Here is a 26,010-nt window from a genome sequence, read left to right on the forward strand (position 1 = left end):
GTAGATTGTCTTGCGCTGTTCCGGTCTGATCTTCTTTCATGGGTTTTTAAATTTCCTTAAAATAAAATTAACCAAATCCATCACTTATTAAGTGAGGAACGGCTGATTTTTAGCCTCTATACATTACAAATATCAACTTGGGATAGTATGTGAGTATTTTCCGGATCATTACCTTAACAAGATAGGACTCGGTATACGATTTCTCTCAGTTTTGGAACGACTAGGTCCTCCATCCAAGGGTTTTTTCTGAGCCATAAGTTGTTTCTCGGAGAAGGGTGTGGTAAAGGGAAATATTTAGGCAGAAAGTTTTCAAAATTTCGAACGCGTGCGCTTAAATTTTTGTAGGGAAGGTGCTTGAGGTAATATTGCTGAGCAAAATTACCGATGAGAAGTAATAGTTGTGCCTGTTTCATCTCCCCCAATAGTTGTTGGTGCCATTTAGGGGCGCATGCTTTTGGGGGCGGGAAGTCCCCGGAAGTTCCTGTGCCTGGAAAACAAAAGGCCATCGGCATCAAAGCGAAATTGTGATCGTCATAAAATTGCATACGATCCACCCCTAGCCAGTCTCGAAGGCGGTCTCCGCTTTTGTCATTCCAGGCTTGCTGACTTAAATGCGCTTGTCTTCCCGGAGCTTGCCCAACCACAATAATCTTGCTTTCCGGATGGGCAGACAATATGGGGTTTGGGGCTTGAGGTAATAAATCCGCACAATGTTGACATTGCCTGATGCTATGGAGGAGTGATTTCAAATGAATATTTTTTTTTGTATATTCTAAATAAGTCCAAGGGTGAAAAGATGTTTCAATGCAGGATTTAGAGCATGCTTAAAAGCACATCATCCGGTTGCAAATTCTAATTATTGGAAGCGATTTTGGATAATTTCTCAACAATAGCAATGTTATTCTCTCAAAATGATCGGGTATCGCTTTTGTGATAATCAAATTTTGCTGCGAATTTTGGCTTTTAAACCGCTCTAACCCATTGCAGGAATTTATTTCGGAGACCGAAATTTTGAAAGTTTCCGCTTTTTTTAGCTATAAAGAAGTATAGGTTATATAGGGATTAATTTTGCTTTTATGCATGATTTTTAAAGATGTATTTTCACTCTGGGACGAAATCGAAATCGACTTTTTGTAAATGATTCAAGCCAGAAAAAATGATGAATTCTATAATGGATTATTTTTCCTCCATGCCCTCCTTGCATCGGTCAATTATACTTTTCGGAGGTCTTACTTTTTTCTTGTTTATGGAATATTGCTTCCCCTTATTCAAATATGCCTTTCATCGAGGGAGGCATACAGCGCTAAATGTGTTTTTTACCTTAACTACCGCCCTGGTGAATTTATCTTTGGCGTCTCTTTTATTCGGACTAAGTGAGTTCTGTCAGCAAAATGAATGGGGACTTTTTTATTGGTTTTCCTTTTCGCCCATTTTGATCGCCAGCCTGGGCCTGGTACTAATGGATGGATTATCAGCATGGTTGCCACATTTTATCGAGCATCAAGTTAAGTGGCTGTGGCAATTTCATATTATTCACCATTCTGATCGATCGGTAGATGCCAGTACAGCGAATCGGCATCACCCGGGCGAAAGCGTTTTGCGTTTTATCTTTACTTTATTCGGAGTCTTGGTTTTAGGAGCGCCGCTTTGGTTTATATTATTATATCAGTCTGTTTCTGTCTTATTTTCTCAATTCAATCATAGCAATATTAATCTTCCCGCTTGGTTAGACCGCGGGCTCTCCTGGGTGTTTGTTACTCCTGGAATGCACCGGGTACACCATCATTTTCAACAACCTTGGACGGACAAGAACTACGGGAATATTTTTTCTATTTTCGATCGTATTTTGGGTACTTTTGCTCAAAAAGATCATCATGCTCTGATTTTTGGTTTGGATACCCATTTTGATCAAAAGGAGACAGATCATCTTTTACCGCTGCTAAAGATTCCTTTTTTGCCTCATCGACAATCAGAAAATAATGGAATTCTACCGGGAAATTCGAAAAATGCAGCAGAACCCCATATCGATCGACAGCAGTAAATTTTTGTGATTGATCCTATAATGCTGAGCCGGATTAAAGTTCATAGTTCGAAACCAAAATTTGGTGTATAATAAAAGCAATATTCGATGGTTTGGGAGAATGCATCGCTCATGTAAACAGTGATCGAAAATTGCTATACATTTTTCGATCTCGCTTCGAATGGGATGGATTTAAATGTGCCAAAAGGACAGATGAAGGTGATTTATTTGCCAAAAGGCATAATTTACCGCGCTCAGTGGAAAACAATTTATACCAAAAAAAGTAAATTCTTACAGATGTGCTATTTTGAATAAATCTAATATGAGTAATAAGAAACCTATTATTTTTGGTCTCCTGGGAACGGCGGTATTGGGCTATTTGACCGATAGATTTTTGCGTGGTTCCATTTATAGAGGAGAAAGTGAGCATTTGGAAGGCCGAAAGTTTAAAAATAGTACAGGTGGAAAAAACTACTTTCCCAAAGTGCTGGTTCAGTTGGTGCGCAATTTTAAGGACAGGGAAATATGGCCATTAAGTTTTGAAAAACCTTCCCTGACTGTTGAGCCAAGAAATTTTGAAGAAGGAGACGACCAATTAAAAGTTACTTTCATTGGACATGCAACAGTCCTATTGCAATGGGACGGATTAAATATTATTACAGATCCCATGTTTTCTGATTATGCCGGCCCCTTGAACACCTTTGGTGCAAAAAGAAAAACTGCCCCGGGGATAAATATGAAAGCTCTGCCACCCATTGATATGGTTTTATTAAGTCATAATCATTATGACCATTGTGACTTAAAGGCTTTGGAGTATATTGGTGCAACGCAAAAAAAAGCTCCATTAGTCATTACCGGATTAGGGAACCGTGCTCTAATGAAAAGTGTTGGTCTAACGAATTGTGTTGAATTGGATTGGGGAGAATATATTCGGTATAATGAATGGAATATACATTTTGAGGAATCTATTCATTGTTCCGGAAGGGCATTAAGTGATCAGAATAGAACTTTGTGGGGCAGTTTTGTGATAGAACACCCCTCGGGGAAGAAGATTTATTTTTGCGGAGATTCCGCTTATGGCCAACAGTTTAAGCGAATATTTGAAAAGCATGGGCCAATGGAATTTTCTATATTGCCCATTGGGGGGTATCACCCCAGACAGATCTTTGGCAATATTCACATGAATCCTAAAGAAGCTGTTAAAGCTCATGCCGATTTACATTCACGTCAGTCATTAGGCATTCATCATGGGACTTTTCAACTAACCCTGGAGGGGCGGTTCGCGCCAATTAAAGCACTGGCAGTGGCCCTGAAGGAACAGGATACCGCGCATCCTTTTTTCGTTTTAAAAAATGGGGAATCTGAGGTTTTAAACCTTTAGAACGTGTTTAAAAATCAAAATCACTTGCAATAATTCGAATTTGTAATCGGATGGTATGCTTTTATAAACGTTCTTAGTGTTTTAGGCTTCCCGGCCTTCAAGGATTTGCGCTTCCATCATCTGAGTCGTCTGGTGAAAATCTTTATGTTCTTCTTTCCAATCCTTACTTTTATTGGGAGTGGGAAATTTACGCTTTTCAATAGTCGGTACGGTAAAGTAAAACTTGCTGCCTTTTCCAATAACGGATTCAGCCCAAATGGCGCCTCCATGCAGTTCAATAATCTTTTTACAGATGTTCAGGCCCATGCCGGTCTTTTGATTTCGGTCATTTTCTAGGGATTGAAAGGGGATGAATATTCTCTCAAGGTATTTCTGTTTTATACCTTTGCCATGATCTCTAACACAAAAAGTCCAATCATATTCTGTTTTGTCGGCCATAATGACGATCTCATTTTCCTGAGCACGAATGTTATTCTCTATGGCGTTTTTTATTAAATGATAGAAGAGTAGGTTTAATTCTTTTTTATAGCCATAAATTACCGGTAGGGTAGTATAAGTTATATGGGCTTTATGCTGTAGGATTAAATCCGCCAGGTTTTCACATACGTTATCGACTAGGAGGTTGATGTTTACTTTTTCGTAATTACTGCTTTTATTCAGGGAGGTATAAGCAATGAGTTGGTTGATGACTCCTTCTAGTTTAGTGCTGGCCATCTTTAAATAATGGAGGAATTTTTTGAAATCCGCACCCTGTTCGGAGGAATATTGGAACTTTTGTTCCATCAGTTTTGTGAAGGCAATAGTGGTCAAAATAGGTTCTCGTAAATCATTGGAAATGATGTAGGCAAATTCCTCTAATTGTTTATTTTTCATTTCTAACTCATGAGTCCTCTTGATAATTTCCAGATCCATTTCTTCATGATAATGTCTCATTTTAAGATCCCTTTTTTTCAAAACATAAATCAATGCAGCAACTACTCCAATGGAAATGATCGCATAAAAGCGGTTAATGAGCACCATCCAGTTAGGACTAAAGCTAGGAGAAAGGAAATAGCCTAAGATCGTCATCAGAATGGAAGTGCCCGCTAAATATATGGTGTAAACAGGCTTGTTAAAAATCCAGCCCGTGAGTACAAGCAAAATATAAGGGACTCCGGCAGCGATACCTAAAGGCATACTGATGTCTAATAAAAACAGCATTCCGGCCAGACTGAAAGCATAGCCAATGATCCAGGGGTTGTAATTGATATTTAGGGCTTTATGGATTTTCTTTTCCAGGTCCCAAAAATAAAAAGATAAACCTACACCTAAAAGCATGAAAGCCGCGGCGGTGTGCAGCGCCATATGGGTATAACTTCCCCAGCCATAGACGGGGTTCAAACCTAGAATATACCCAATAAAAGCCAAGGCGCCCATACAAAAAACCAGGGAGGAAAGTAAACCTTTAAATTGTAAGGCCCTGGTGTTTTTAATAGGTAATAATATTGAAAGCCCAAGCATCAGGAATGATATGGCGGTATTGGGAGCCATTCTTCCCGGGGTATTCGTGTTGGTAACGATATCGGCTTTAATAAAAATCTCATCAATATTTAGATTGACATTCCAAAAGATCTCTATGAGCGTAAGCAGGGCAAGTCCACTTAAAACGGCGGCCATGGTATTGGCAAATTCCCGGTTGTCATTCAATAAGAATAAAATGACAACACTGCTGATCATAAAACCCAGTGCGGTGTTAAACTGCATTGGGGCGAAAGTATAGTGCAATTGGACCAATGATGGAATTTGCAAGAACCATCCGAGAATCACCAAAATGGCAATAGTAAAGGAGAGGATAGCTGTCAGCAGGGTGATATCTTTGGGACTAGGTAAATTGGTAGTTTTCATAGTCTTAGGTTCGAAATGGAGGATAGGATAATAGTCAAGTATTCTTAAAGAAAGTTTTTGGTAGTTTTGGGCTTAATTGTTATCCCTGTTTGGATTTCGCAGCTCAAATTCGAATAGTTAACCTATGGGATCTTTGGGAGGGTATGTTGGACAAAATTGTAAGCATAGTGATGCTATTGGGGATCTGGGTCAATATGAAATTTCATAAATCGAATTTGCAGTCGTGAATCCTGGCTTTTTAACACGATCTTAAACACCTTCATTGAATTGCATGATGGATTTTATACTGACCTCTATGGTCTTCGAATGGGGGCTTTTGCAGAACTATTGGAGTGGGACATAGAATAGGGTATCTTTTCTTCATAGCGATCTCAATTTAGTTATTCAAAATTGCAATGAAACATGATAAAAAGCTGTATTTGTTGATCAACTTACTGATAATGTAATATTTATGGTGTGATTTAAGTTAAACCAGCTTTGAAAGTAGTTCTATGAGAGGGGTTTGAGGAAGGCGAAAAAAAATAAAGACATAGAAATTTATGCACTTTTTCTTTTTATAGGTCTTTCGCTTAAATTTTGTTAAAAAAGGTATTTCTATTCAAAATAAAGAGGGAAATAGGAAACTATTTAGCCTTATGGGCTCAATACCCTAATTCGCTGAACAGGGCTTGGACATGCTCTGCTTCCAGAGGTTTGGACTGGAATTTTAAAACTGCCTCAAATTCGATTGCTTTTCTTTCATCAATGGGGTTTATCGAGGTAGATAGCATAATGACCAAAATATCTTTCTTTTTAAATCTGGAAATCTTTTCTAATTCTTTTAAAAACTCCCACCCGTTCATAGCCGGCATGTTGATATCTAAAAAAATGATATCAGGCTGAATTGGAATTTGATGATTTTGCCCTTTTAACATTTCTAATGCGACAAACCCATTTTCTGCAATGTTGACTTGCTCTATATACCCACTTTCTTTTAAAATGATGGAATGGTAAAAGTTATCTGCTGCATTATCATCAATTAGTAACACTTCTTTGATCGGTTTCATATAAATGGAATTATCGATTTAAAAACATTCTCCCTCATTATTAAATTTCGGGTTCTATTAGGAGAATTTCTGATGTTTTTAATGCTTTTTCTTACAGAGGTGCAATGATTTATCACTCGGAGGTAGGAGAGGACAATGGGAAGAGGTCGAGGAGGTGTATTAACCCTGCTTATTCATGCTTAAATCCTCGGTTTGCGGTAAGGCGGAAAAAATGTTGGAATAGTTTCCTATTTCGATTTTTTCCAACGAAACAGTGTATGAGGAGAAAGCAAGCCTGCCCAAATTTGGGCTATTATAAATCAAAGAAAAAAATGTAATGAACTGAAATTAAATTATTTGCGATTAGTTAATGAATATGGCAGTGAATAATTCGGGTTAAATATGGATTGACCAATTCATTGATCTAACGGTTGGCTTTCAAAGAAAAACGCTTAGACTAACTCAAAAATGGCGGTATATTTTATAATTATGATTTTTGAAAGTCGAAGATTAAAGCCAGAATTCAGTGGGGTAATTTGATTATTGCTCAGCCTTTGACCATAGTGGTGGCAGCCTTACAGCACCATAGCTGTAATTATTTCCACAACCCTTTCATTAATCAAATTGGCTTTTAATAGAGTGATTTTAAAAGCTATTCACAGCTTTCACTTTGATTTATGCCAAAAAGAAGGGGGCGATCTACCCTCAAGTATTCATCGCTCGCCTCGATAAAACACGCTGAAGAGGTTTTAGTCAGGGAAGGATAATTTTTTTGCTAAAATTTAAAAAGCCCAAATTTAAGTATGCTTGCTATCCACTCCTTCATCTGCTTCCTTGGGAAACACTCGAAATTGGTGATTATTCCTTCATTTTCCTCTCTTTGTAGCTAAAGGAGGTTTGTAGCATAAAAAATTTGGGTCAATTGGTATAAGTGAAGGGGGTGAAAAATCCCCCTGAAGATCACTTAAGAGGGAATTCATCCTTCCACTTCCCTATTGGAAGGCCTCTAAAGCTTGTTTTTTCTCTTTGATTTGACTTTTGAGTATTTTCAGGTCTTTTTTAATTCTTTTGTTTTCCTCATCTAAAACTTTTAGATGCTCAAGTGCTGCCTTCCGATTGATATTGTCATCATACTTTTGATCACGGGTGGATGGCTTCAGGCCGCCTTGTCGGTATTGTTCATGTCTTTTTATGGTATTAATGGCTTTTTTATTGGACTGATAGATTTCTTTTTGATTTTTGGAAGTAGCTTCCAATTTGATTAGCTCTTCTTGTACCATAAGGTATTCCGTAAATCTGCCAAAGTCTTCGAGTACTTCCATAAATATGGCGGTTTCTATAGGGTTGACCCCGGCATCCGTAAAATTCATCAACTCATCATTTTGGATTAATAAGTGTAGTGTACTACCCTCAATTCGGCCGTCTATATGGCCGGTTAATTGTAAATCGTGCTTGGAGACCTGAGTGAATTGAAACTTTTTACTCGTTAATTTCCCTGATTTGGTTCTTACCTTAATACCCATTTCCTTTTTCATAAAGGCTTTAAATGCTTTTTCAGCCGATGCCTTCTCCATCGCGACTTCTAAGGCGATACAGTTGACAGATTGTCGATTAATCACCACAGTAGCATTGTAAGGAGTGGTGGCTTGATTGTCCGCGTAGGAAATGTTGCTGATGAGTAGGAAAATTAAAAATATAGTTTTCATGTTGGCGGTGCTTTTTATTAATAATCGACTGGAAATGCAATTGGTGAGCTTTGGCCAGAGGAACAGCTAATTTTTGGGTTCAATAATGCGTTTTTTTGTCATGTAATAATTTACCAGTTTTAGCTAAAAAGATAAGGGCCACCTATCGGTAGCCCTTATAATATTTTGAGTAAAATTTAACCTGAATTATTCACCGAATGATATCGAAAATCAAACCCTATATAAAAGGGATACAGGGATAATGCTGATTTGTCAAAAGCCTCAATATAGCTGGGAGGCTTGCTTTTCAATCCTCTGCTTCGTTGAAAAAACTCGAAACAGGTGACACTTCCTTCATTTTCCCGCTTAACAGCTAAACGAGGAATTAGAGCATGAATAATCCGGATTAATTTTAGTTCAATACTGCTCATTAAACATGCTTAGGATGCACTTTCAGGGAAACCTCTATCCCTCATTATGGCGTTGGTTTCAGCATCTCTTCCTCTGAATAGGCGATAAGCCTCGGCAGGATCCACTGCATTACGTGGGGCAAACAAGTACTTCACTAGTTTTTCGGAAACTTCTGCATCGTAATATCCTCCTTCAGCCTCTTCGAACATTTCTGCGGCATCGGAAGTCAAAACATCTGCCCACAAATAACCATAATAGCCCGCAGCATATCCCTCACTGGAAAAAATATGTCCAAATTGCGTAGAGCGGTGTCTCATCACAATTGTTCGAGGCATATTCAATGCGCTCAGGCTTTCTTTTTCAAATGCTCTTGGATCCATATCGGTAGGGTCAGCCATATGGTATTTCATATCCATAAGGGCAGAAGCCAAATATTCTGTAGTCGCAAAGCCCTGATTAAAGGTAGAAGCCTTTTTGATTTTTTCAATTAAAGATTTCGGCATGGGCTTGCCCGTCTCATGGTGCACTAGAAATTGGTTAATTACCTCATCTGTAGATAACCATCTTTCCAATAGCTGTGACTGAAATTCCGTATAATCTCGAACGCCACCGTTCAGCGTAGGGTATTTTACATTAGCACTAAGGAAGTGTAAGGCATGTCCGAATTCATGGAAAAAGGTTTCAGCATCTTCCCAGGAGATCAATACCGGATTTCCGGGTGCGGGTTTAATAAAATTGGAATTGTTGGAGGCCAAAACATTGGTTGCACCTTCAAAATTGGAGTAGCTTCGGTAAGTCGTTGCCCAGGCGCCCGAACGTTTTCCCTGACGGGCAAACGGATCGAGGTACCATAAACCAATGTGTTCCCCTGTATTTTTATCCTTTACCTCCCAGACTTTAACATCTTCATGGAAGACGGGAACACTGCTCTCCGCTACCGGAACGAAGTCAAAATGGAATAATTCTCCGGCTACATAAAACATCGCCTCACGAAGTTTATTCATTTCCAGATATTGTTTCACCTCATCAGAGTCCAGTTGGTATTTCGCCTGTCTTACCTTTTCCATATAGAAGCGATAATCCCATGGCTCAATAGTAATTTCCTGACCACTGGCGCGGGCAATTTTTTCCATATCTGCCACTTCTTCCTGAACACGCGCAATAGCCGCAGGCCATACTTTGTTCATAAGGGCATATGCATTCTCCGGGTTTTTGGCCATCCGGTTTTGTAATCTCCAGGCAGCGAAATTATTATAACCCAATAAACCTACTCTTTCTTTTCTAAGCTGTAAAATTTGGGCGATAATTTCGTTGTTATCAAATTCATCTTTGTTATCACCACGCATTATATAGTTGGTCCATACTTGTTTGCGAAGTGCGCGTTCCTCTGAATAGGTAAGGAAAGGCTCCATAACCGAGCGCGTATTGGTGATGGCATATTTTCCGGGATGTCCCTTTTGTTCTGCCGTTTTTGCTGCCGCTGCTACAAATGAGGCCGGTAATCCCGAAAGCTGATTTTCTTCAAGGTATACCACATAGTTTTCTTCATCGGCTAAAACATTATTTGAGAAAGTGGTATACAAGGAGGATAATTCTTTGTCGATTTCTGCATATCGCTTTTTATCTTCCGCATTGAGCGCAGCGCCATCCATAACGAAAGCCTCATAAGTCAGATCCAAAACTCTCTGTTCGGAATCCGCCAAAGGTTGTTTTTTTGCCGCCTGATAGATGGCCTCAATTCTTTTAAATAATCCTTCGTTCTGTTTTATCTTAGATTGAAAGTCGGCAATCTTGGGAGCCAAATCTTTTTGAACTTCTCTAAACTCCGGAGTGGACATATTGCTTGATAATATGCCATAATATCGGAAAACACGAGATAAAGCTTTTCCGGAGGACTCCATTGGAATCAGGGTATTCTCGAAGGTGGGTGCTTCAGGATTATTGGCAATCTCATCAATTTCTGCCAGTTTCATTGCCATGGCAGCTTCCATAGCAGGCTGAATGTCCTTGACTTCCATTTGATCAAAGGCTGGAACGCCCTGAAATGGCCCTGTCCATTCTTGTAGCAGGGGATTGTTGATGGCTTCAGCAGGTATTTCTACTGTTTTTTGGCTCGATGGGGAGCAGGCCATACTGGTGGATAGCAATGCCGCTATCATTAATTGGCGTCCCCTTGAATAATTTTTAAACATGAAAAGGTTGGTTAAGATTAAGAGCGTGATAAAAAGCTAAATTTCGTAATGAAAATTTGATGATTGTAGTGCAAACGTGGGATATTCATAGGAGAAGGGCCATGCCATTCTTGAAAAATTACCCAAAATCGACTCCAATAAATCGAATTTGCTTCGGATGGTGCGATTTATACAAGCTCAAAAGGTTAAGACTAATTCAAAGTTAAAAAATATTTCCATTTATGTGGGCGAAAGCGATTTTTATCCCGTCTTGGCGGCTTTGAGATTAGCAATAGGAGGGGAATTCAATTTTTTGAAAAATAATCTGCGGTTTTTGAATAGGCATGGCACTATTTTAATAAAGAATATTCAACAAATACGCTTTAACCATGAAAAGAAACTTTGTACTCTTTTTGATAGCCACTGTCGCATTGTTTTCTTGTAAGGATAATGACCCTTTCGAAGATGCGCAAACCATTGTCAGTGGTCAGCTGATTGCCCAGTCGGATACGCAGGATTTTGAGTGTGTAAATGGGGCAGTTCCTGTTTTGGAAGTCGAAGTGAACGCTGATGAGGAAACTTTTGACTTAGATCTTGATCAGGTGACTTTGTTTATCAATGAAAAAGCAGCCATGAAGCAGGAAGTGGTTTCTGCCACGCTTCACCTGCCCAATGGTGGAGCTTTGCCCGGCATTCCACAGGATCATTTAGGAAATCATATCAAATTTAAAGCTCCCGTACCTGAGTCTGATACGGTTTACAGTATCAGTGTGGCGCAAAGGTTTATTGCGGAGGGGTTTCCTGTAGGTTCCTTTTTGGTTTACGGAGTGGCAGTTGAGGTTAAATTACCGATTGAAGAAGAATAATTCCGGCAATGCATAGATGTAGAGAGGAATTTAAAAATAAATGATATTTGATATCATTTTACCAATCCTTTCATAAGCGAGTACAACGTTGTACTCGCTTTTTTTTGGAATGAATTTTTGAAGTGGATCAAAATTCAATGGCCAACTTCCCAATCATAGTACCAGCTTCGGAAGTTTGATGAGCGGCTTTAAGGTTGGCCACCGTCAACCCTCTGAGGGTCTGCTTCAGAGTGGATTGAAGCTCCCCGCTGTCCAGTAATGCGGCCACCTTGTTCAGAATTTGATGCTGACGTTGCATATCCGCAGTTTGAAACATCGAGCGGGTATACATCAACTCCCAATGAAAGCTAACGCTTTTTGCTTTGAGGTCTCTTAACTGTACCGGTTCTGCAGGGTCGCTGATAGACCCGATTTTTCCCTGCGGTTTTATAAGATCACACATGGCTTCCCAATATTGGTTAACGTCTACCAGGTCCAGTATATAGTCCACAGGATCATGTCCTGCTTTTTTCATCTCGTTCAATAAATCCCGGTGGTTTACTACCTGATCTGCCCCCATTTTTTCACACCAGCTAATACTAGCCTCCCTGGATGCGGTGGTAATCACTTCTAAGCCAAGCAGATTTTTAGCAATTTGAATGGCCATAGAGCCCACTCCACCAGCCCCACCGATGATGAGGATTTTTTTGCCGGCATCTTTTTCTTTGGTTAATTGCAATCGGTCAAAAAGTAATTCCCAGGCCGTCAATGAAGTTAAGGGCATAGCTGCCGCGGCGTCTACAGGAATATGCTGTGGCGCGAAACCCACAATTCTTTCATCCACCAGCTGATATTCCTGATTACATCCCGGGCGGGTCAAATCTCCGGCATAATAGACCAAATCGCCCTCTTTGAACAAGCTACAGCTTTCTCCTACTGCTTCCACAGTGCCGCAGGCATCCCAACCGAGGATTTTCGGATCTGCTAATCTTTCGTCCACCGCGGCAGATTGCCGGATTTTATAGTCCACCGGGTTCATTGCAATAGCGGCTATTTTGACCAAAAGGTCTCTGCCTTGGGCTCGCGGTTTGTCCACTTCAAATAGTTCAAAGCTTTGCGCTTCTTCAATAGGTAGTGATTTTGTAAATCCAATGGCTTTCATGCTGTAAAGTTTAAAGGGTTCGGTTTTGAATGTATTTGTTTTGCTGCGATATCGGCTTGTTTGCTGCTATAGAGGGAAGAGGGCACAATGACTTTTTGTTTGCTTTAAATGAAAGGTATGGCCATAAAAAACCTGAGTGTTTAGCACTCAGGTTAAAGGTGGGTTCAGAACGTGTTTAGACGCCGAGTTTTCCCCGCAGAAAATTTAGTATTTTTAAAGGAGTAGGTGATTGCTTTTAGAACACCAGCTGCATCTCTCAATGCATTTAATTTCAATTTCTATTATTTGGATTTTCTTTGGATGGTCTGCATTTAAACACGCTCTCATATCTTGACTTCTATAAAGCAGATAACGAAATAATTCAATTTTCATTATATTATAGCTTGTCAGCAAAAAGGAGTAAGAACATACGCTCAAAAGATGGCATTATTGTCAATCTAGCAATTTAGGAAATCCCCTTTTTGCCCAAGCTTTAGAGTTAGAACAGTACCTAAGAACGTGGGAACTTGCCCTCGATTCAGTATCAATCATGAGAAAAGACGATGAAGATTGGTGACAAATTGAGTATTTATTAAATCGTAAAGGACTATGGAAATCAAGTATGTAGCAGGCGTTGATATCGCCAAATCAGATTTTAAGGTCAGCCTGGTTTTAGGTTTCTCGGATCGTGAGCCAAAGGTTTTAGGCAGTAGAAAATTTAAAAATACGGAAAAAGGCTTTGATGAATTAGTTTCGTGGGCTGCTAAGAAATGTAAATTGGATTTGCCTTTAAGCTTTGTCATGGAAGCCACGGGAAATTACCATGAGAAGCTCGCCTGGTACTTAAATCTGAATTCGCACCGTGTGAGTGTTGTACTGGCGAATCGGGCAAAATCCTATATGAAAAGCATCGGGCATAAAACTAAGAATGATAAAATGGACGCCAAAGGTTTGGCCTTCATGGGTGCTTTTCAACATTTGAAAGAATGGGAGCCGATGAGTAAAGGCCTCTACCAGCTAAGGGAACGTACCCGCTTATTGGAAGATTTGCTAAAGGTAGAAACAAGCTTGAAAAATAGAATGGAGCATGCCAAGCACACGATGATCATTGTCGAAGATGCCCAGCAATGCCTGCAAGAGGCGATTGATGCGATAGAAACACAAATTTCTAAGTGCAGAGAGCAGATTAAAGAAGTGGTTCAGAAGGATTCAGAATTAGCCCGAAAAACCGAATTCTTAACTTCCATCAAAGGGATCGGCCCCATCACAGCAGCTACCATAATTGCAGAAACTAACGGATTCTTGTTGTTTGAAAACCTACGGCAACTTACCAGCTATGCAGGATATGATGTTCAGGAAAATCAGTCTGGTCAAAAAGAGGGAAGGACTTCAATCAGTAAAAAGGGAAATTCACACATTAGAAGAATTCTACATATGGCAGCATTGAATGTCGTTAAGCATGAAAAGGGCGCATTTAAAGCGCTTCAGGAACGGATCTATAAAAAGACAAATATCAAAATGAAAGGGTATGTGGCCGTGCAGTCCAAATTATTAAGGATAATGTATACCCTCTGGCACAATGAACAGCCTTATGACAATCAATATCATCGAAATTGTGCCAGGACAGTCGAAGGCGATCCAAGTCAATTGATCGTGGAACAGAAGGTTGCCTAAGGAAAAACGGGAAGTGCCCCCATCTACGGGCGGGCATAGAAGCAATCGGCAATCTTTAACCATTGATCCGATAATCAATCCCTAAGAACAACTATAGGCTTGCCAATAACAATCTTTAGGATTTAACCTGAAGATAATAATAAAAGGGATAATCCCCCTTAAAATGGAAGTAGCTGCCTTAAAAAAAGACAGCTACAGAAGGTAGACGTAAACGCCTCCTTTGAATTTCAAATATATTAAAATAATTCAATTCAAAAAATTGCTTTTTTAGACAGTACCTAAAAAACGATTTAACTAAACTTCTGCAGTTTCTTCGGCTAGAATTGGGTGATGTTCTACTTTATGTTTTTTTTCGGCATCTTTATTTCTTTGGAATCGTGGTCGTTTTACGCCAAAAGAACCTTTGGCAATCTTTCCTTTTGTAGTTTTTTTATCTCCTTTTCCCATAAAATTAGACGTTTTGAAAGGGTTGAACATAAAATTTAAAAATCAGTCGGTCGACTATCTCCTTTATATTAATAAAAATACAAGGGAAATGCAATTTTAATCAAGGGTGAAGCCGTTGATTTTCAGGTTGAAATGAAAATAACTGATGATGGTAGCCATCTTATGAGAGAAGATCAGATGCCAAAAGGAATGAATAAGGATTTCTATTCTTGGAGTCGGTTTTGGACAACAATATTCAGGCTACAATCAATATCTTGGGATAAATTATGGATTGTTTATTCAACAATAGGCATTTGGAGCGGTCTAAAAATTGTTGAATGCCTTTTCAGAGTGGGATTTTTCTTAAGATTTTTGGGGCTGGTGACGCAAACTGAAGGGCCGAAAAAAAAGGAGGAAGCGATTAAGACTTCCTCCCTTTTTTGGTTATTTAACTTTCCCCTTTTCGTTGAAAAGCTGTCCTTTTCGCTTGGGGAGGTCGAATTTTATTTCGGTCCATTCCGTTCCCTTTACTCCTTTGAGGGTGATCTCATTATCCACCTTTACCAAGGTAAACAGAAAGTTAGGTTGGCTTAGATCTCCTGTGGTAAAATACTTGTTAACGGAAGTCAGGCCATTTTTGTCTACCCCCTGCGGTTTATAATCTTTGGTCATAAAGTAGAGCTCGTCCCAGTCACACCCTTCGGTACAAATTAATTTTACTCCCTCCGGAGCGCGTTCTACAGTGATTTTGAAGTTGTAAGCTTTGTCTTTTTGAGGTGGTATAGTATTGCCAAAAAGGAAAACCATACTCATTAGGAATATTCCTATCCCAGATTTTAAAAAAAGATTCATATTAGGCTGATTGAGGTGATATTGATATTTGTTTACATATAATATTTACTGCATTTGACTTTTAATTATCCTTCCTCTCAAATCAACCCGTTAAAAGGGAAATGCACTATTTACTTATAGATTAGTGAGCGATATTAAAATGCTCTTAAATGAAGTTTGCCCCCCTTTTTGGTGAAAAAAAAATTTATATTTTTAGTGAATAATGATAGTATTAATAATTAGAATACCAAAATAGAAAGAGTGATCGTATTTTGCAAATTTGGTAAAAGTCTAGATAGTAGAATCTTGGGGGAAAAATGGGTAGATCGCACCTAAAGTAGGTAAAAACAGTTGATTGATTTCGAAATAAAATCCATAATACCTACCATTGGATGAAGGCTTTATTTGTGGAGATAGGTCATTGTGTGCTGGTCGTATTTGATAAGGGTTTGATTAAAATCTGGAGTATCAAAATAGTAGTAGCCGATCTTGAATTTGCTATATGTCTTAAATTATTCTTATAAAGCCGGATTTTTCATATTTAAAACCCGTATAGCGGTAAGGCGGGATAAAGAAGGAATTTTTCCTTTTTAAAGTTTTGCAATGAAGCAGATAAAAGAGGAGGAAGCAAGCTTGCCCAAATTTGGGTTATTGAAAAATCTAATCGAATAACGATGCTAATGGGTTATTGAAGCCGATCGGATAATGCTGGCGGGGAATATTTCGGTTTAAATCAGAGAATCGCCTGGTTTTCCCCATGTATGCGCTATTATCGCCTTAGAAAGCTGAATTTGCAGCGAAAAAAGCAAGTTTGATACAAATACAAGTGGTTCGTTTTTGTATGATCGTGTCTCCATGGTCATAAGTCACTAATATACTCAAGCTATTGGATGAAGGAAGGAATTTGTATGATTTGATTAGCCTTATGAATGCTGGTATTAATATTTGAATAACTCCTCATTTGCCCAGGAGCGCTATATCCCTATTCTGTGTACACCTCTTGCTAATTTGTGTTAGTCCAGTCGTTTTTCCTTTCTTACTTTTGTATATACTAAAGACGAACAACAATTACTATGACCCAGATTGATAAATCAAAACCCGTTTTAGTGACCGGTGCCAATGGTTATGTGGCCAGTTGGTTGGTGAGAAAACTTTTAAAAGAAGGGATTAAGGTGCACGCCGCTGTTAGGAATCCTGAAAATTCAGCTAAAATTCAACATTTGGTGGAGGAAGCGGAAGCACAGCCAGGTGAGTTGAAGTTTTTCAAAGCGGATCTTTTACAAAAGGGCGCTTATAAAGCCGCCATGGAAGGATGTGAACTTGTTTTTCATACTGCTTCTCCTTTTACAACGGACGTTAAAAACCCGCAGGAGGAACTTATTGAACCCGCAGTTCAAGGTACCGCAAATGTTTTGAACACCGCTAATGAGGTGGATTCAGTAAAGCGAGTGGTGGTAACTAGCAGTTGCGCCGCTATTTATACGGATGCGATTGATACTGTAAAAGCTCCCGGAGGACAATTAACAGAGGAGATTTGGAATACGACCGCTTCCTTAGCTTATCAGCCCTATTCCTACTCAAAGACGCTGGCCGAGCAGAAGGCATGGGACATTGCTAAGGCCCAAGATCGTTGGGATTTGGTGACCATTAACCCAAGTTTAGTGCTGGGTCCCGCCCTAAATCCGCATCAGACTACTTCAGAGTCGATAAATATTTTAAAAATGCTGGGTGGTGGTGACATGAAAATGGGCGCACCAAGATTAGGGATGGGGGTGGTCGATGTTCGTGATGTAGCGGATGCTCACTATTTGGCTGGTTTTACACCTCAGGCGCACGGGCGGTATATCACTTCAGCGCACAACTCTAATTTTCTGGAAATGGGACTTGCCTTACGCCCAAAATATGGCAAGCAATTCCCCTTACCTAAAAAAGCGATACCCAAGTGGTTATTAATGCTGGTCGGTCCACTGGTCAACAAGTTATTCACGCGGCAATTCATTCGAAATAATGTGGATGTGCCCTGGAAAGCTGATAATTCAAAAATCCAAAATGAATTGGGTGTTCAATTCCGTCCTTTCGAGGAAACCATGGAAGAGTCCTTTCAAGTATTAATTGATGAAAATATTTTATAAGCCTATATCATTTATCGCTAGATCCAATGAATCTAGCGAAGTGGCTTATTATGATCGTGACTTAGAGCAGGTTTAAAAGCGCACCATCCGGCGGAAAATTTGATTATTGCAGAAGCGATTTTGCAGCCGGATGGTGTGCTTTTAAATATGCGCTAAATAATTTCGCTATTTTATTATTTGGTTTTGAGTAATTGGTGTCGATTTAGGATAATATTTGTCTTTTATTGTGGAATTTAATACAATATTGGTTTTAGGAAGAGAGTGGTTTTTTAAAAAAGGTTATTTTTGTTGCCAATCGGCGATAGGTTCCTATTTTTTTGTGATCCTATTGCCTAATTTCCTAATTAATAATTTCCAGCCCTCATGTTTAGAATGAATAAACTTTGGTTGCTTTTTTTAAGCCTTGGTCAAGTGCTATTGGCCTGCCAAACTCCTGAAAAGATTGAGGAGAAGCGGCCAAATATTTTATTTATTATGTCTGATGATCATGCTTATCAGGCCATTAGTGCCTATAGTGATCATTTGATTCAAACCCCTCAAATTGACAGAATTGCCAAGGAAGGGATGTTGTTTACCAATGCCTGTGTATCAAATTCTATTTGTGCCCCATCTCGCGCAACCATACTTACCGGTAAACATACCCATATTCATGGTAAGAATGATAATTTATTTCCGTTTGATACCACTCAAATGACTTTCCCGCAGCTTTTTCAAAAGGCGGGTTATGAAACTTCCATGTTTGGGAAACTTCACTTCGGAAATAATCCCAAAGGTGTGGATGAATTCATGATTTTACCAGATCAGGGTAATTATATCAATCCTACTTTTATCACCCAGCAGGGGGATACGATCATTAATGGTTATGTTACCGATATTATCACTGATTTAAGTATTGACTATTTGAAATCTCAACGTGATCAGGACAAGCCTTTCATGATGATGTATCTGCATAAGGCCCCTCACCGTCCATGGTGGCCTTCTCCGGAAAAGTTCGAGGAGTTCCGAAAGAAGAAATTTCCACTGCCGGAGACCTTATTTGATGATTATGCCACAAGAGGTACCGCCGCTCATACGGCTGAGATGAACCTGCTCACCCATATGCAATATGAGCATGATTCCAAGATTCGTCCGGAGACGATTGCCGAAATGGGAGGGGTTGAACCTTTCATTGAGCCGATGCCTGATGGATTTTACGGTCCTTATAATCGTGCAAATGAGGCGCAGAAAGCCCTTTATGATCCTATTTTAAAAGAGATCAACGATGAATTTAAGGCGAATTGGCCGAAAATGACTGATCGCGAGAAAATGGAGTGGAAATACCAACGTTATATGCAGGATTATTTGGCTTGTATTTCTTCCGTGGATGATAACGTGGGTCGTATGTTAGATTATTTAGAGGAGAGTGGACTGGCAGATAATACTATTGTAGTGTACACTTCTGATCAGGGGTTTTACTTAGGAGAGCACGGCTGGTTTGATAAGCGCTTCATCTATAATGAATCCTTCAAAACGCCATTATTAATGCGTTGGCCGGAGAAAATTCAGGCCGGTCAGGTTTGTGAAGAAATGGTTCAAAATTTAGATTTTGCACCTACCTTCTTAGAAGCCTGTGGCATTGATGTTCCTGAAGATATGCAGGGAGAGAGCATTATGCCCCTTTTATTGGATGCTACTGCGCAATGGGGTCGCGAAGCGGTTTATTACCATTATTATGAGTATCCGGCTGTTCATATGGTGAAGCGTCATTATGGTATTGTTTCCAAAGAGTGGAAATTGGTGCATTTTTATGACGATGTCGATGAATGGGAACTTTATGATCGATTAAAAGACCCTCAGGAATTAAATAATGTTTATGATGATCCTGCTTATGCAGATAAAGTACAGGAAATGACCCAAAAGCTTGAAGATTTGCGTGTATATTATGGTGATTCTCAGGAGTTGGATCAACACTATATGGATCGTTATTATGATGCGCTGGGTAATGCCGGTTATCAGCATGATCATCAAAAGTAATTAAATATTTAAATTTTTATAAATCACATTATACTTAGTGTAATGTGATTTTTTTGTCCATATTTTTAACTTTTTCTTTCCTTTCAGGCTTTCCCTCGGATCATCTGGCAGGGCCTAAGGCCGTTGCTCTATAGGTGAGGTGCTATGCCAACAGGGTGTAAAAAGAAGTTTCAATAAAGCTACCTCCCTGAGCCAAATTATTCCTGTTTAAATCTTCGCTTAGCCTCGAGGTGGAAAGAATGAAGGAATTTGCCCTTTAATGAAGCAGATGAGTGAGGAGAAAGCAAGCTCCCTCAAATTTGGGCTATTCATAAATTAGGGGCAACATCCCTAATGCATTGAAAATAAGTCTTTTGATTTGATTGTAAAACCTAGGGGCATAATGTGGCTTAGTGCAATTATTCAGTAGATTTGTAAAAAAACAAAGCAAGATGCAAAACAGGAATTTAATACGGTTTGATTGGGCAATAAAGCGATTGTTAAGGAACAAAGCGGATTTTACTGTATTAGAAGGCTTTCTTGCGGAATTGCTTAAAGAGGATGTTCAAATTCAGAATGTTTTAGAGAGTGAGAGTAATCAGCGCTTTGATTCCGATATATATAATCGCGTTGGTATTTTGGTAAAAAATACCATAGGCAAGTTGGTGATTATCGAAATTCAGAATCAGAATGAATATGATTATTTTCATAGAATGTCTTATGGGGCTTCAAAAGCGGTTACAGAATATATTGCTGTGGGAGAACCTTATCAAAACATAAAAAAGGTTTATTCCATCAACATCGTTTATTTTGATTTGGGCCAGGGAGAGGATTATGTTTATCATGGGAAAACAGACTTTATTGGTATTCATAAATCTGATAAGCTGTTGTTATCTGCAAAACAAACGGAATTATTAGGAGGTAAAATTGAGCCTGCTCAGATTTTTCCTGAATACTATGTTATTAAGGTTAATCAATTTGATGATGTTGCCAAAGATACTTTAGATCAATGGATTTATTATCTGAAAAATAATGAGATCCGAGAGGAGTTCACGGCAAAAGGGATTTCGGAAGCGAGGGCGCTTTGGCGTGTGGACAACTTGCCGGAAGAAGAGCAGAAAAACTATGAGCGCCACCTTAAAGCCCTGAGGAATGAAGCGAGCAGGCTTTTGACCTTAAAGGAGGATGCTAAAGATCGTGCTAAAAAAGAAGAAAAGGTTGAAATTGCGCGCAAAATGAAAAGAGAAGGTCTGGATCTGTCGTTAATCCAAAAGTTAACCGGTCTGGATAAAGGGGATATTGATGCATTGTGATTTTTCGGTTTATTTCAATTTTTGAAAGCGTATAAGTGTCTGATTGTCATTAAGCTCTATTTGAGAATGGAATAAGCCAAATTATTCCTGTTTAAATTTTCGCTAAGCCGCGAGGTGGAAAGGATGCAGTAATTTGCCCGTTTTGGTTTTTTCCCAACAAAGGAGGGGAGTGAGTAGAAAGCAAGCTCCTTTAAATTTGGGCGATTCATAAATCGGCGATAATAGCTTTAATGTGTTGATTGTAATGCCCTTCGTTGTGCTTGTTGCGCCTGGCGGCGCATAATGCGGCTTATGAACTTATCGGCTCAGTTATTGAATACGTTTTTAATATCTCGGGTCCGGCTTTTGCGGCAACTTTACCATGCGTTCCACTTCAATATTCGGAAAGCCGAATTCCACAATCACTTTTCCTTTGATCAGATAACAGCCACGTCCCTGAAACGGGCTGTGCTGCAGGCTGGGAGGGAAGTGACAGGTGTCAAAGAAAAATCCCTGCGGATCGATGAAGCTGCCGAAGTTCATGATTTCTCCTTTGACGGTACGCACCGGCTTGCGGGTGATGTAATATCCCAGCATGCGGACGGTCTGCCCCCGATATTTCAATAAATCCGATGCGGGAAAATCTCCCCGGTAATCTGTGCGGAGGATGTCGAAAGGGGAGCTGAGCGGAAATCCGAGCAGGTCGAGCTGTTCAAAGAATTGTTCATTTCCTTCGGCCTCCAGGCTGGGTAATTCATATTTATTTTCATTGGTGGCCGTTTGGAACAGCTCGCCCGTTTGCAGTACGGGCCGATGGGGTCGCAGGCACAGGCCTTTTTTCCATTGCAAGGCTTGCGGACTTTCCCCGGTAAAGCGGAATGCCCCCATGCGGATTAATAGTTCTAGCTGCTCCCGTCCCACTTTCACCCGGTCGGTGAAGTTGCCGAGGCTACGGAAAGGCCCGTTCTTTTTGCGTTCTTCCAGTGCCCGTTGGATCATTTTCTGCTCCAGGCTTTTCACATGTACAAAGCCCAGGTAGACGTCTTTGCCGCTGAGTGAAGTCAGCCATTCCCCTTTATTGATGCAGGGGCCGTGGATCACGGCACCGGCCAACCGGGCCTCATGCAGATAAAGTTCGGCAAAGTAAAAGCCCCCGAAATTATTGATCACTGCCACCATAAACTCGATAGGGAAGTAAGTTTTCAGATATAAACTTTGATAACTCTCCACTGCAAAGCTGGCCGAATGCGCCTTGCAGAAAGAGTAGCCGGAAAAGCTTTCCATCTGTCGCCATACTTCTGCCGCCAGCTGGTCAGGGTAGCCTTTTTTGCGGCAGTTAGCGAAGAACTTGTCCTGAATTTCCAGAAAGGCCGTTTTGCTGCGGGTCTTGCCGCTCATGGCCCGACGCAGAATATCCGCTTCAGCCAGGTCAATGTCTGCGAAGTGGTGGGCAATTTTGATCACATCTTCCTGATAGACCATCACGCCATAAGTTTCACCCAGATGCTCTTCGAATACGGGGTGCAGGTATTCAATTTTTTCCGGCGCATGGGAGCGTTCAATATAGGTGCGCATCATGCCACTCTTGGCTACCCCGGGGCGGATGATGGAAGAGGCCGCCACCAGATCGATATAATTGTCGCACTCCAGCTTTTGTAAAAGTTGTCGCATGGCGGGCGATTCGATATAAAAGCAACCGATGGTGCGGCCAATGCGGAGGTTGGATTTGATGTTTTCGTCCTGTTTGAATTGTTTGACGTCGTGAATGTCGATGGTGATGCCCTGATTCTGTTTGACCAGCTTCACACATTCTTTGATATGCCCGAGTCCGCGCTGGCTTAGTACATCAAATTTATAATAACCGATATCCTCGGCCACGTGCATGTCAAACTGCACAATGGGGAATCCCTTCGGCATTTGCTGCAGTGGGGTATAACAGGCGATAGGTTTCTCGGATATCAGCACGCCGCCGGCATGTATGGACAAATGATTGGGCAGGCCTTTGAGCTGATTGGCGTAATGGTAGATTTTGGGCGCCAGCGCATGGTGTTTTTCGATCCGGTTGGGCTCATCAATGAGGGTGTCAATGTCGCCTTTGGGTAGGCCAAATACCTTCCCCAGTTCCCGAATGAGGGATTTTGCCTTGAAAGTATTGTAACAGGCCAGCAGGGCGACATGGTCTTTGCCATAGCGCTTGAAGAGGTAATCCAGGATTTGATCGCGCTCATCCCAGCTGAAGTCGATATCGAAATCCGGAGGAGAAGTACGGTGAGGGTTGATGAAGCGCTCGAAGTAGAGGTTGAGCTCCACCGGGTCCACATCGGTGATTTTCAGGCAATAGGCCACGATGGAATTGGCGCCGGAGCCCCGGCCTACATGATAAAAACCACAATTTCCGGCATAGCGCAGCATGTCCCAGGTGATCAGGAAATAGGCGCCCATCTGCAGTTGTTCAATGACTTTCAGCTCCTTTTGCACACGGGCCAGGGCGTACTGGTCTTTTTCGGAATAGCGGTAGGCGAAGCCGTCCATGGTAAGCTTGCGCAACAGGGCCATATCATCCTTGTCTGAGCAGGTGTAAAAACGCTTGTTTTTGGGACGGTCAATGTCAAAATGGATGTGGCAGTCCGACAGGAGTGCATCGGTGCGTTCCAGGATTCCTGGTACATTTTCAAAGCGGTGGCGTAGCTTTTGCAGCGATAAGGGGTATTCGTATTGACCGGCAATTTCTTTTTTATCAAGTTTGCTAAGGATCACATTTTGATTGATGGCACGCAGCAGTCGGTGCAGGTCATGGTCCTGTGGTTTTGCAAAGGTGATCGGGTGCCAGACCACTAATTTGTCCTGATGTGCATGCAAATGCTTCAGGCCCGGTAGTCGGTGCACATCCTCTGCCCGCAGGCCAACAAATTCTCTTTCGCCGAGTGCTCGCTCCGGTATGCGACGGGAAGGATAAACGAGATACACCTTTTCATGCAGGAGTATGGGGAGCTCTTCCGCCTGCTGATAGCGAGTGCAATGTTCATTAATCGCACGAAAGCCTTCCTCGTCCCGTGCGATGGCGATGAAATGTAATGTTTCGCCCTGTCGGAATTCCATACCGGCGATCATGCGCAGGCCAGCCTTTTGAGCAGCACGATAGACGTCGTAAATAGCGGAGACGTTGTTGATGTCGGTCAGGACGAATTCACGCGCACCGGTTGTGGCAACGGCTTCTACCAGGGCATCGGGCAGCAATGTTCCGTAGCGAAGACTAAAGGCGGTATGACAATTAATGAGCATGGGTATTTGGTGTTATGATTTTCCCTATAGAGACGCAAGCTTTGCGTCTTTACTGCTTGCGTCTCTATAGGGACCGTTGCGGTATAGCGACTGCCGGCAGTCTGATGAGGCTTGTGTTGGGGTGAGATGCGGCCTTGCCTTTGGCAGAGACGCAAGCTTTGCGTCTTTACTGCTTGCGTCTCTATAGGGACCGTTGCGGTATAGCGACTGTCGGCAGTCTGATGACGCTTGTGTTGGGGTGAGACGCGGCATTGCCTTTGGCAGAGACGCAAGCTTTGCGTCTTTACTGCTTGCGTTTTTACCGAGGGTGTGGCAGAGACGCAAGCTTTGTGTTTTTACTGATCGCATCTTTACATCCTTGGCTTACTCATGCTGACGGCCCGTCGGACGACCTGCTCGCCGTATTTGTTGCGCAGGAGGTCTTTGGCCTGATGGAGTTTGAGGGTTTTGGTGTTGTCTTCGAAGAGGTCGATCTGGAAGTTGCCCCGTACGAGGTGGCTGAAGCGGATGCCGATTAGCCGGACGAGCACGCGACGGTCGTAGAGTTGTTCGAAGATGCCTTTGGCGGTGCGGATCAGCGTGTCCTCGTGGGAGGTGTAGGGGATGCGCATTTGCCGGCTGACGGTGTTGAAGTCCGAATAGCGGATTTTGACCGTGACGCAGGCGGTGAGTTTTTGCTGCTTGCGCAGGTCGTAGGCGAGGTCTTCGGTCATGCTGACGAGCTTGGCGCGCAGATAGTCCACATCGATGGTGTCCTGCTGGAAGGTACGCTCTTTGGAGGCGGACTTTTGCTCACTGTAGGGAATGACTTCGCTACGATCGATGGCGTGGGATTTTTCGTGCAATACACGCCCGCTGCGACCGAATTCGCGCTCCAGCAAGGGCACGGGAATTTGTTGCAGGGTGTTGATGGTGCGTACGCCCATGGCGGAGAGCGTCTGGTAGGTTTTCTGGCCGACCATGGGAATTTTGCCCACATTCAGCGGGGAGATGAAGGCTTTTTCTTCGCCCTGTGGCACGCGGATGGCGCCATTGGGCTTGCCTTCGTTGGTGCCCATTTTGGCGATGAGTTTATTGACGGAAAGCCCGAAGGAGATAGGCAGTCCGCTTTCCTGCATGATTTTCTGACGCAGCTCGATGGCCCATTTGTGGCAGCCATAGAAGCGATCCATGCCGGTGAGATCGACGTAGAATTCATCGATGGAGGCTTTTTCGAAAAGCGGTACATTGTCCCGGATAATTTCGGTCACCAGGTGCGAATGCTGGCTGTAGCTTTCCATATCGCCGGAAAGTACGACGGCGTGGGGGCAAAGCATTTTGGCCATTCGCATGGGCATGGCGGATTTGACGCCGAATGCACGGGCTTCGTAGCTGCAGGAGGAGACCACTCCTCTGTTGGATTTTCCGCCGATAATCAGCGGCAGGTTGTTCAGCTGGCTGTTTTTGAGTCGTTCCACGGAAACAAAAAAGCTGTCCAGGTCCATATGTAATATTGAATTCATCATCACTTCTTGTCTAAACAAAAACTCGTTTTGCAATCCTTTCCTTTTCCTTACTATTCAATATGACGGTATAGTCGACATCCTCTCGTCGTATTTATAACACAAATGTAAGGGCTTTCGTTGCGGAAAAAGAAGTGTTTTGGTGTGATTTGTGAAAAATACCTGTCGTAAATTTCGACCTATGAAAATGGAAATCAATGAAAAGTGACGGGCTGCGGCAGAAAGGGCTTTTGGAACAAATAGTGATCCATTTAAATAATACCGCATAGGGTGTTAAGTTAAGATTAAAAATAGGCATTATTCAGTTGTTAAATTT

17 protein-coding genes are annotated in these 26,010 nt (G+C 41.5%); 7 read left to right on the forward strand and 10 right to left on the reverse strand.

Going from position 1 to position 26,010, the window contains the following annotated elements:
- Positions 1-173: 173 nt before the first annotated feature.
- Positions 174-749 carry a uracil-DNA glycosylase family protein gene (locus tag AAA970_RS15720; protein WP_338237849.1) on the reverse strand — a complete coding sequence of 192 codons (576 nt, stop codon included), beginning with the start codon at positions 747-749 and terminating at the stop codon, positions 174-176.
- A 560-nt stretch (positions 750-1,309) separates the two neighbouring features.
- Between AAA970_RS15720 and AAA970_RS15725 the strand changes: the two genes are divergently transcribed.
- Together AAA970_RS15725 and AAA970_RS15730 are read left to right on the forward strand one after the other, a co-directional pair.
- A complete protein-coding gene (locus AAA970_RS15725) occupies positions 1,310-2,041 on the forward strand; it encodes a sterol desaturase family protein (RefSeq protein ID WP_338237850.1) in 732 nt (243 codons plus the stop codon).
- Between the two features lie 301 nt (positions 2,042-2,342).
- A complete protein-coding gene (locus AAA970_RS15730) occupies positions 2,343-3,401 on the forward strand; it encodes an MBL fold metallo-hydrolase (RefSeq protein ID WP_338237851.1) in 1,059 nt (352 codons plus the stop codon).
- A gap of 81 nt (positions 3,402-3,482) precedes the next feature.
- Here the strand turns inward: AAA970_RS15730 and AAA970_RS15735 are convergent, their stop codons facing one another.
- From AAA970_RS15735 to AAA970_RS15750, 4 genes are all read right to left on the reverse strand, one after another.
- Entirely contained in the window at positions 3,483-5,285 is a 1,803-nt protein-coding gene (locus AAA970_RS15735) for a sensor histidine kinase (protein WP_338237852.1), read from the reverse strand.
- A 641-nt stretch (positions 5,286-5,926) separates the two neighbouring features.
- Entirely contained in the window at positions 5,927-6,331 is a 405-nt protein-coding gene (locus AAA970_RS15740) for a response regulator (protein WP_338237853.1), read from the reverse strand.
- Positions 6,332-7,302: 971 nt separating this feature from the next.
- Complete coding sequence (locus tag AAA970_RS15745) at positions 7,303-8,016, reverse strand: hypothetical protein (protein WP_338237854.1); 714 nt, start codon at positions 8,014-8,016, stop codon at positions 7,303-7,305.
- Between the two features lie 419 nt (positions 8,017-8,435).
- Complete coding sequence (locus tag AAA970_RS15750) at positions 8,436-10,598, reverse strand: M3 family metallopeptidase (RefSeq protein WP_338237855.1); 2,163 nt, start codon at positions 10,596-10,598, stop codon at positions 8,436-8,438.
- Positions 10,599-10,966: 368 nt separating this feature from the next.
- On the opposite strand from AAA970_RS15750, the gene AAA970_RS15755 reads away from it, so the two are divergent.
- Positions 10,967-11,443 (forward strand): hypothetical protein, encoded by a 477-nt coding sequence (locus AAA970_RS15755; RefSeq protein ID WP_338237856.1) that lies wholly within the window; start codon positions 10,967-10,969, stop codon positions 11,441-11,443.
- Positions 11,444-11,570: 127 nt separating this feature from the next.
- Here AAA970_RS15755 and AAA970_RS15760 read toward each other — a convergent pair whose 3' ends face one another.
- Positions 11,571-12,584 carry a zinc-binding alcohol dehydrogenase family protein gene (locus tag AAA970_RS15760; protein ID WP_338237857.1) on the reverse strand — a complete coding sequence of 338 codons (1,014 nt, stop codon included), beginning with the start codon at positions 12,582-12,584 and terminating at the stop codon, positions 11,571-11,573.
- Positions 12,585-13,172: 588 nt separating this feature from the next.
- Here AAA970_RS15760 and AAA970_RS15765 point away from each other — a divergent pair.
- A complete protein-coding gene (locus AAA970_RS15765) occupies positions 13,173-14,237 on the forward strand; it encodes an IS110 family RNA-guided transposase (protein ID WP_338237572.1) in 1,065 nt (354 codons plus the stop codon).
- A gap of 294 nt (positions 14,238-14,531) precedes the next feature.
- Here the strand turns inward: AAA970_RS15765 and AAA970_RS15770 are convergent, their stop codons facing one another.
- Both AAA970_RS15770 and AAA970_RS15775 read right to left on the reverse strand, forming a co-directional pair.
- Positions 14,532-14,684 carry a 30S ribosomal protein THX gene (locus AAA970_RS15770; protein WP_338237858.1) on the reverse strand — a complete coding sequence of 51 codons (153 nt, stop codon included), beginning with the start codon at positions 14,682-14,684 and terminating at the stop codon, positions 14,532-14,534.
- A 423-nt stretch (positions 14,685-15,107) separates the two neighbouring features.
- On the reverse strand, positions 15,108-15,470 hold the full coding sequence (locus AAA970_RS15775; protein WP_060688014.1) for a hypothetical protein: 363 nt from the start codon (positions 15,468-15,470) through the stop codon (positions 15,108-15,110).
- 1,097 nt (positions 15,471-16,567) lie between these two features.
- On the opposite strand from AAA970_RS15775, the gene AAA970_RS15780 reads away from it, so the two are divergent.
- The 3 genes from AAA970_RS15780 (at position 16,568) to AAA970_RS15790 (ending at position 20,931) form a co-directional block, all read left to right on the forward strand.
- On the forward strand, positions 16,568-17,626 hold the full coding sequence (locus AAA970_RS15780; protein ID WP_338237859.1) for an SDR family oxidoreductase: 1,059 nt from the start codon (positions 16,568-16,570) through the stop codon (positions 17,624-17,626).
- Between the two features lie 372 nt (positions 17,627-17,998).
- Positions 17,999-19,639, forward strand: a complete 1,641-nt coding sequence (locus AAA970_RS15785) for a sulfatase family protein (RefSeq protein WP_338238593.1) — start codon at positions 17,999-18,001, stop codon at positions 19,637-19,639.
- 431 nt (positions 19,640-20,070) lie between these two features.
- Positions 20,071-20,931, forward strand: a complete 861-nt coding sequence (locus AAA970_RS15790; RefSeq protein WP_338237860.1) for a PD-(D/E)XK nuclease family transposase — start codon at positions 20,071-20,073, stop codon at positions 20,929-20,931.
- 324 nt (positions 20,932-21,255) lie between these two features.
- On the opposite strand, the gene AAA970_RS15795 is transcribed toward AAA970_RS15790, so the two are convergent.
- Complete coding sequence (locus AAA970_RS15795; RefSeq protein WP_338237861.1) at positions 21,256-24,192, reverse strand: DNA polymerase III subunit alpha; 2,937 nt, start codon at positions 24,190-24,192, stop codon at positions 21,256-21,258.
- Between the two features lie 350 nt (positions 24,193-24,542).
- Positions 24,543-25,697 carry a DNA polymerase IV gene (dinB, locus tag AAA970_RS15800; protein ID WP_071932203.1) on the reverse strand — a complete coding sequence of 385 codons (1,155 nt, stop codon included), beginning with the start codon at positions 25,695-25,697 and terminating at the stop codon, positions 24,543-24,545.
- Between the last annotated feature and the right edge of the window lie 313 nt (positions 25,698-26,010).

The sequence above is a fragment of the Persicobacter diffluens genome, assembly GCF_036244895.1.
Classification (GTDB): domain Bacteria; phylum Bacteroidota; class Bacteroidia; order Cytophagales; family Cyclobacteriaceae; genus Persicobacter; species Persicobacter diffluens.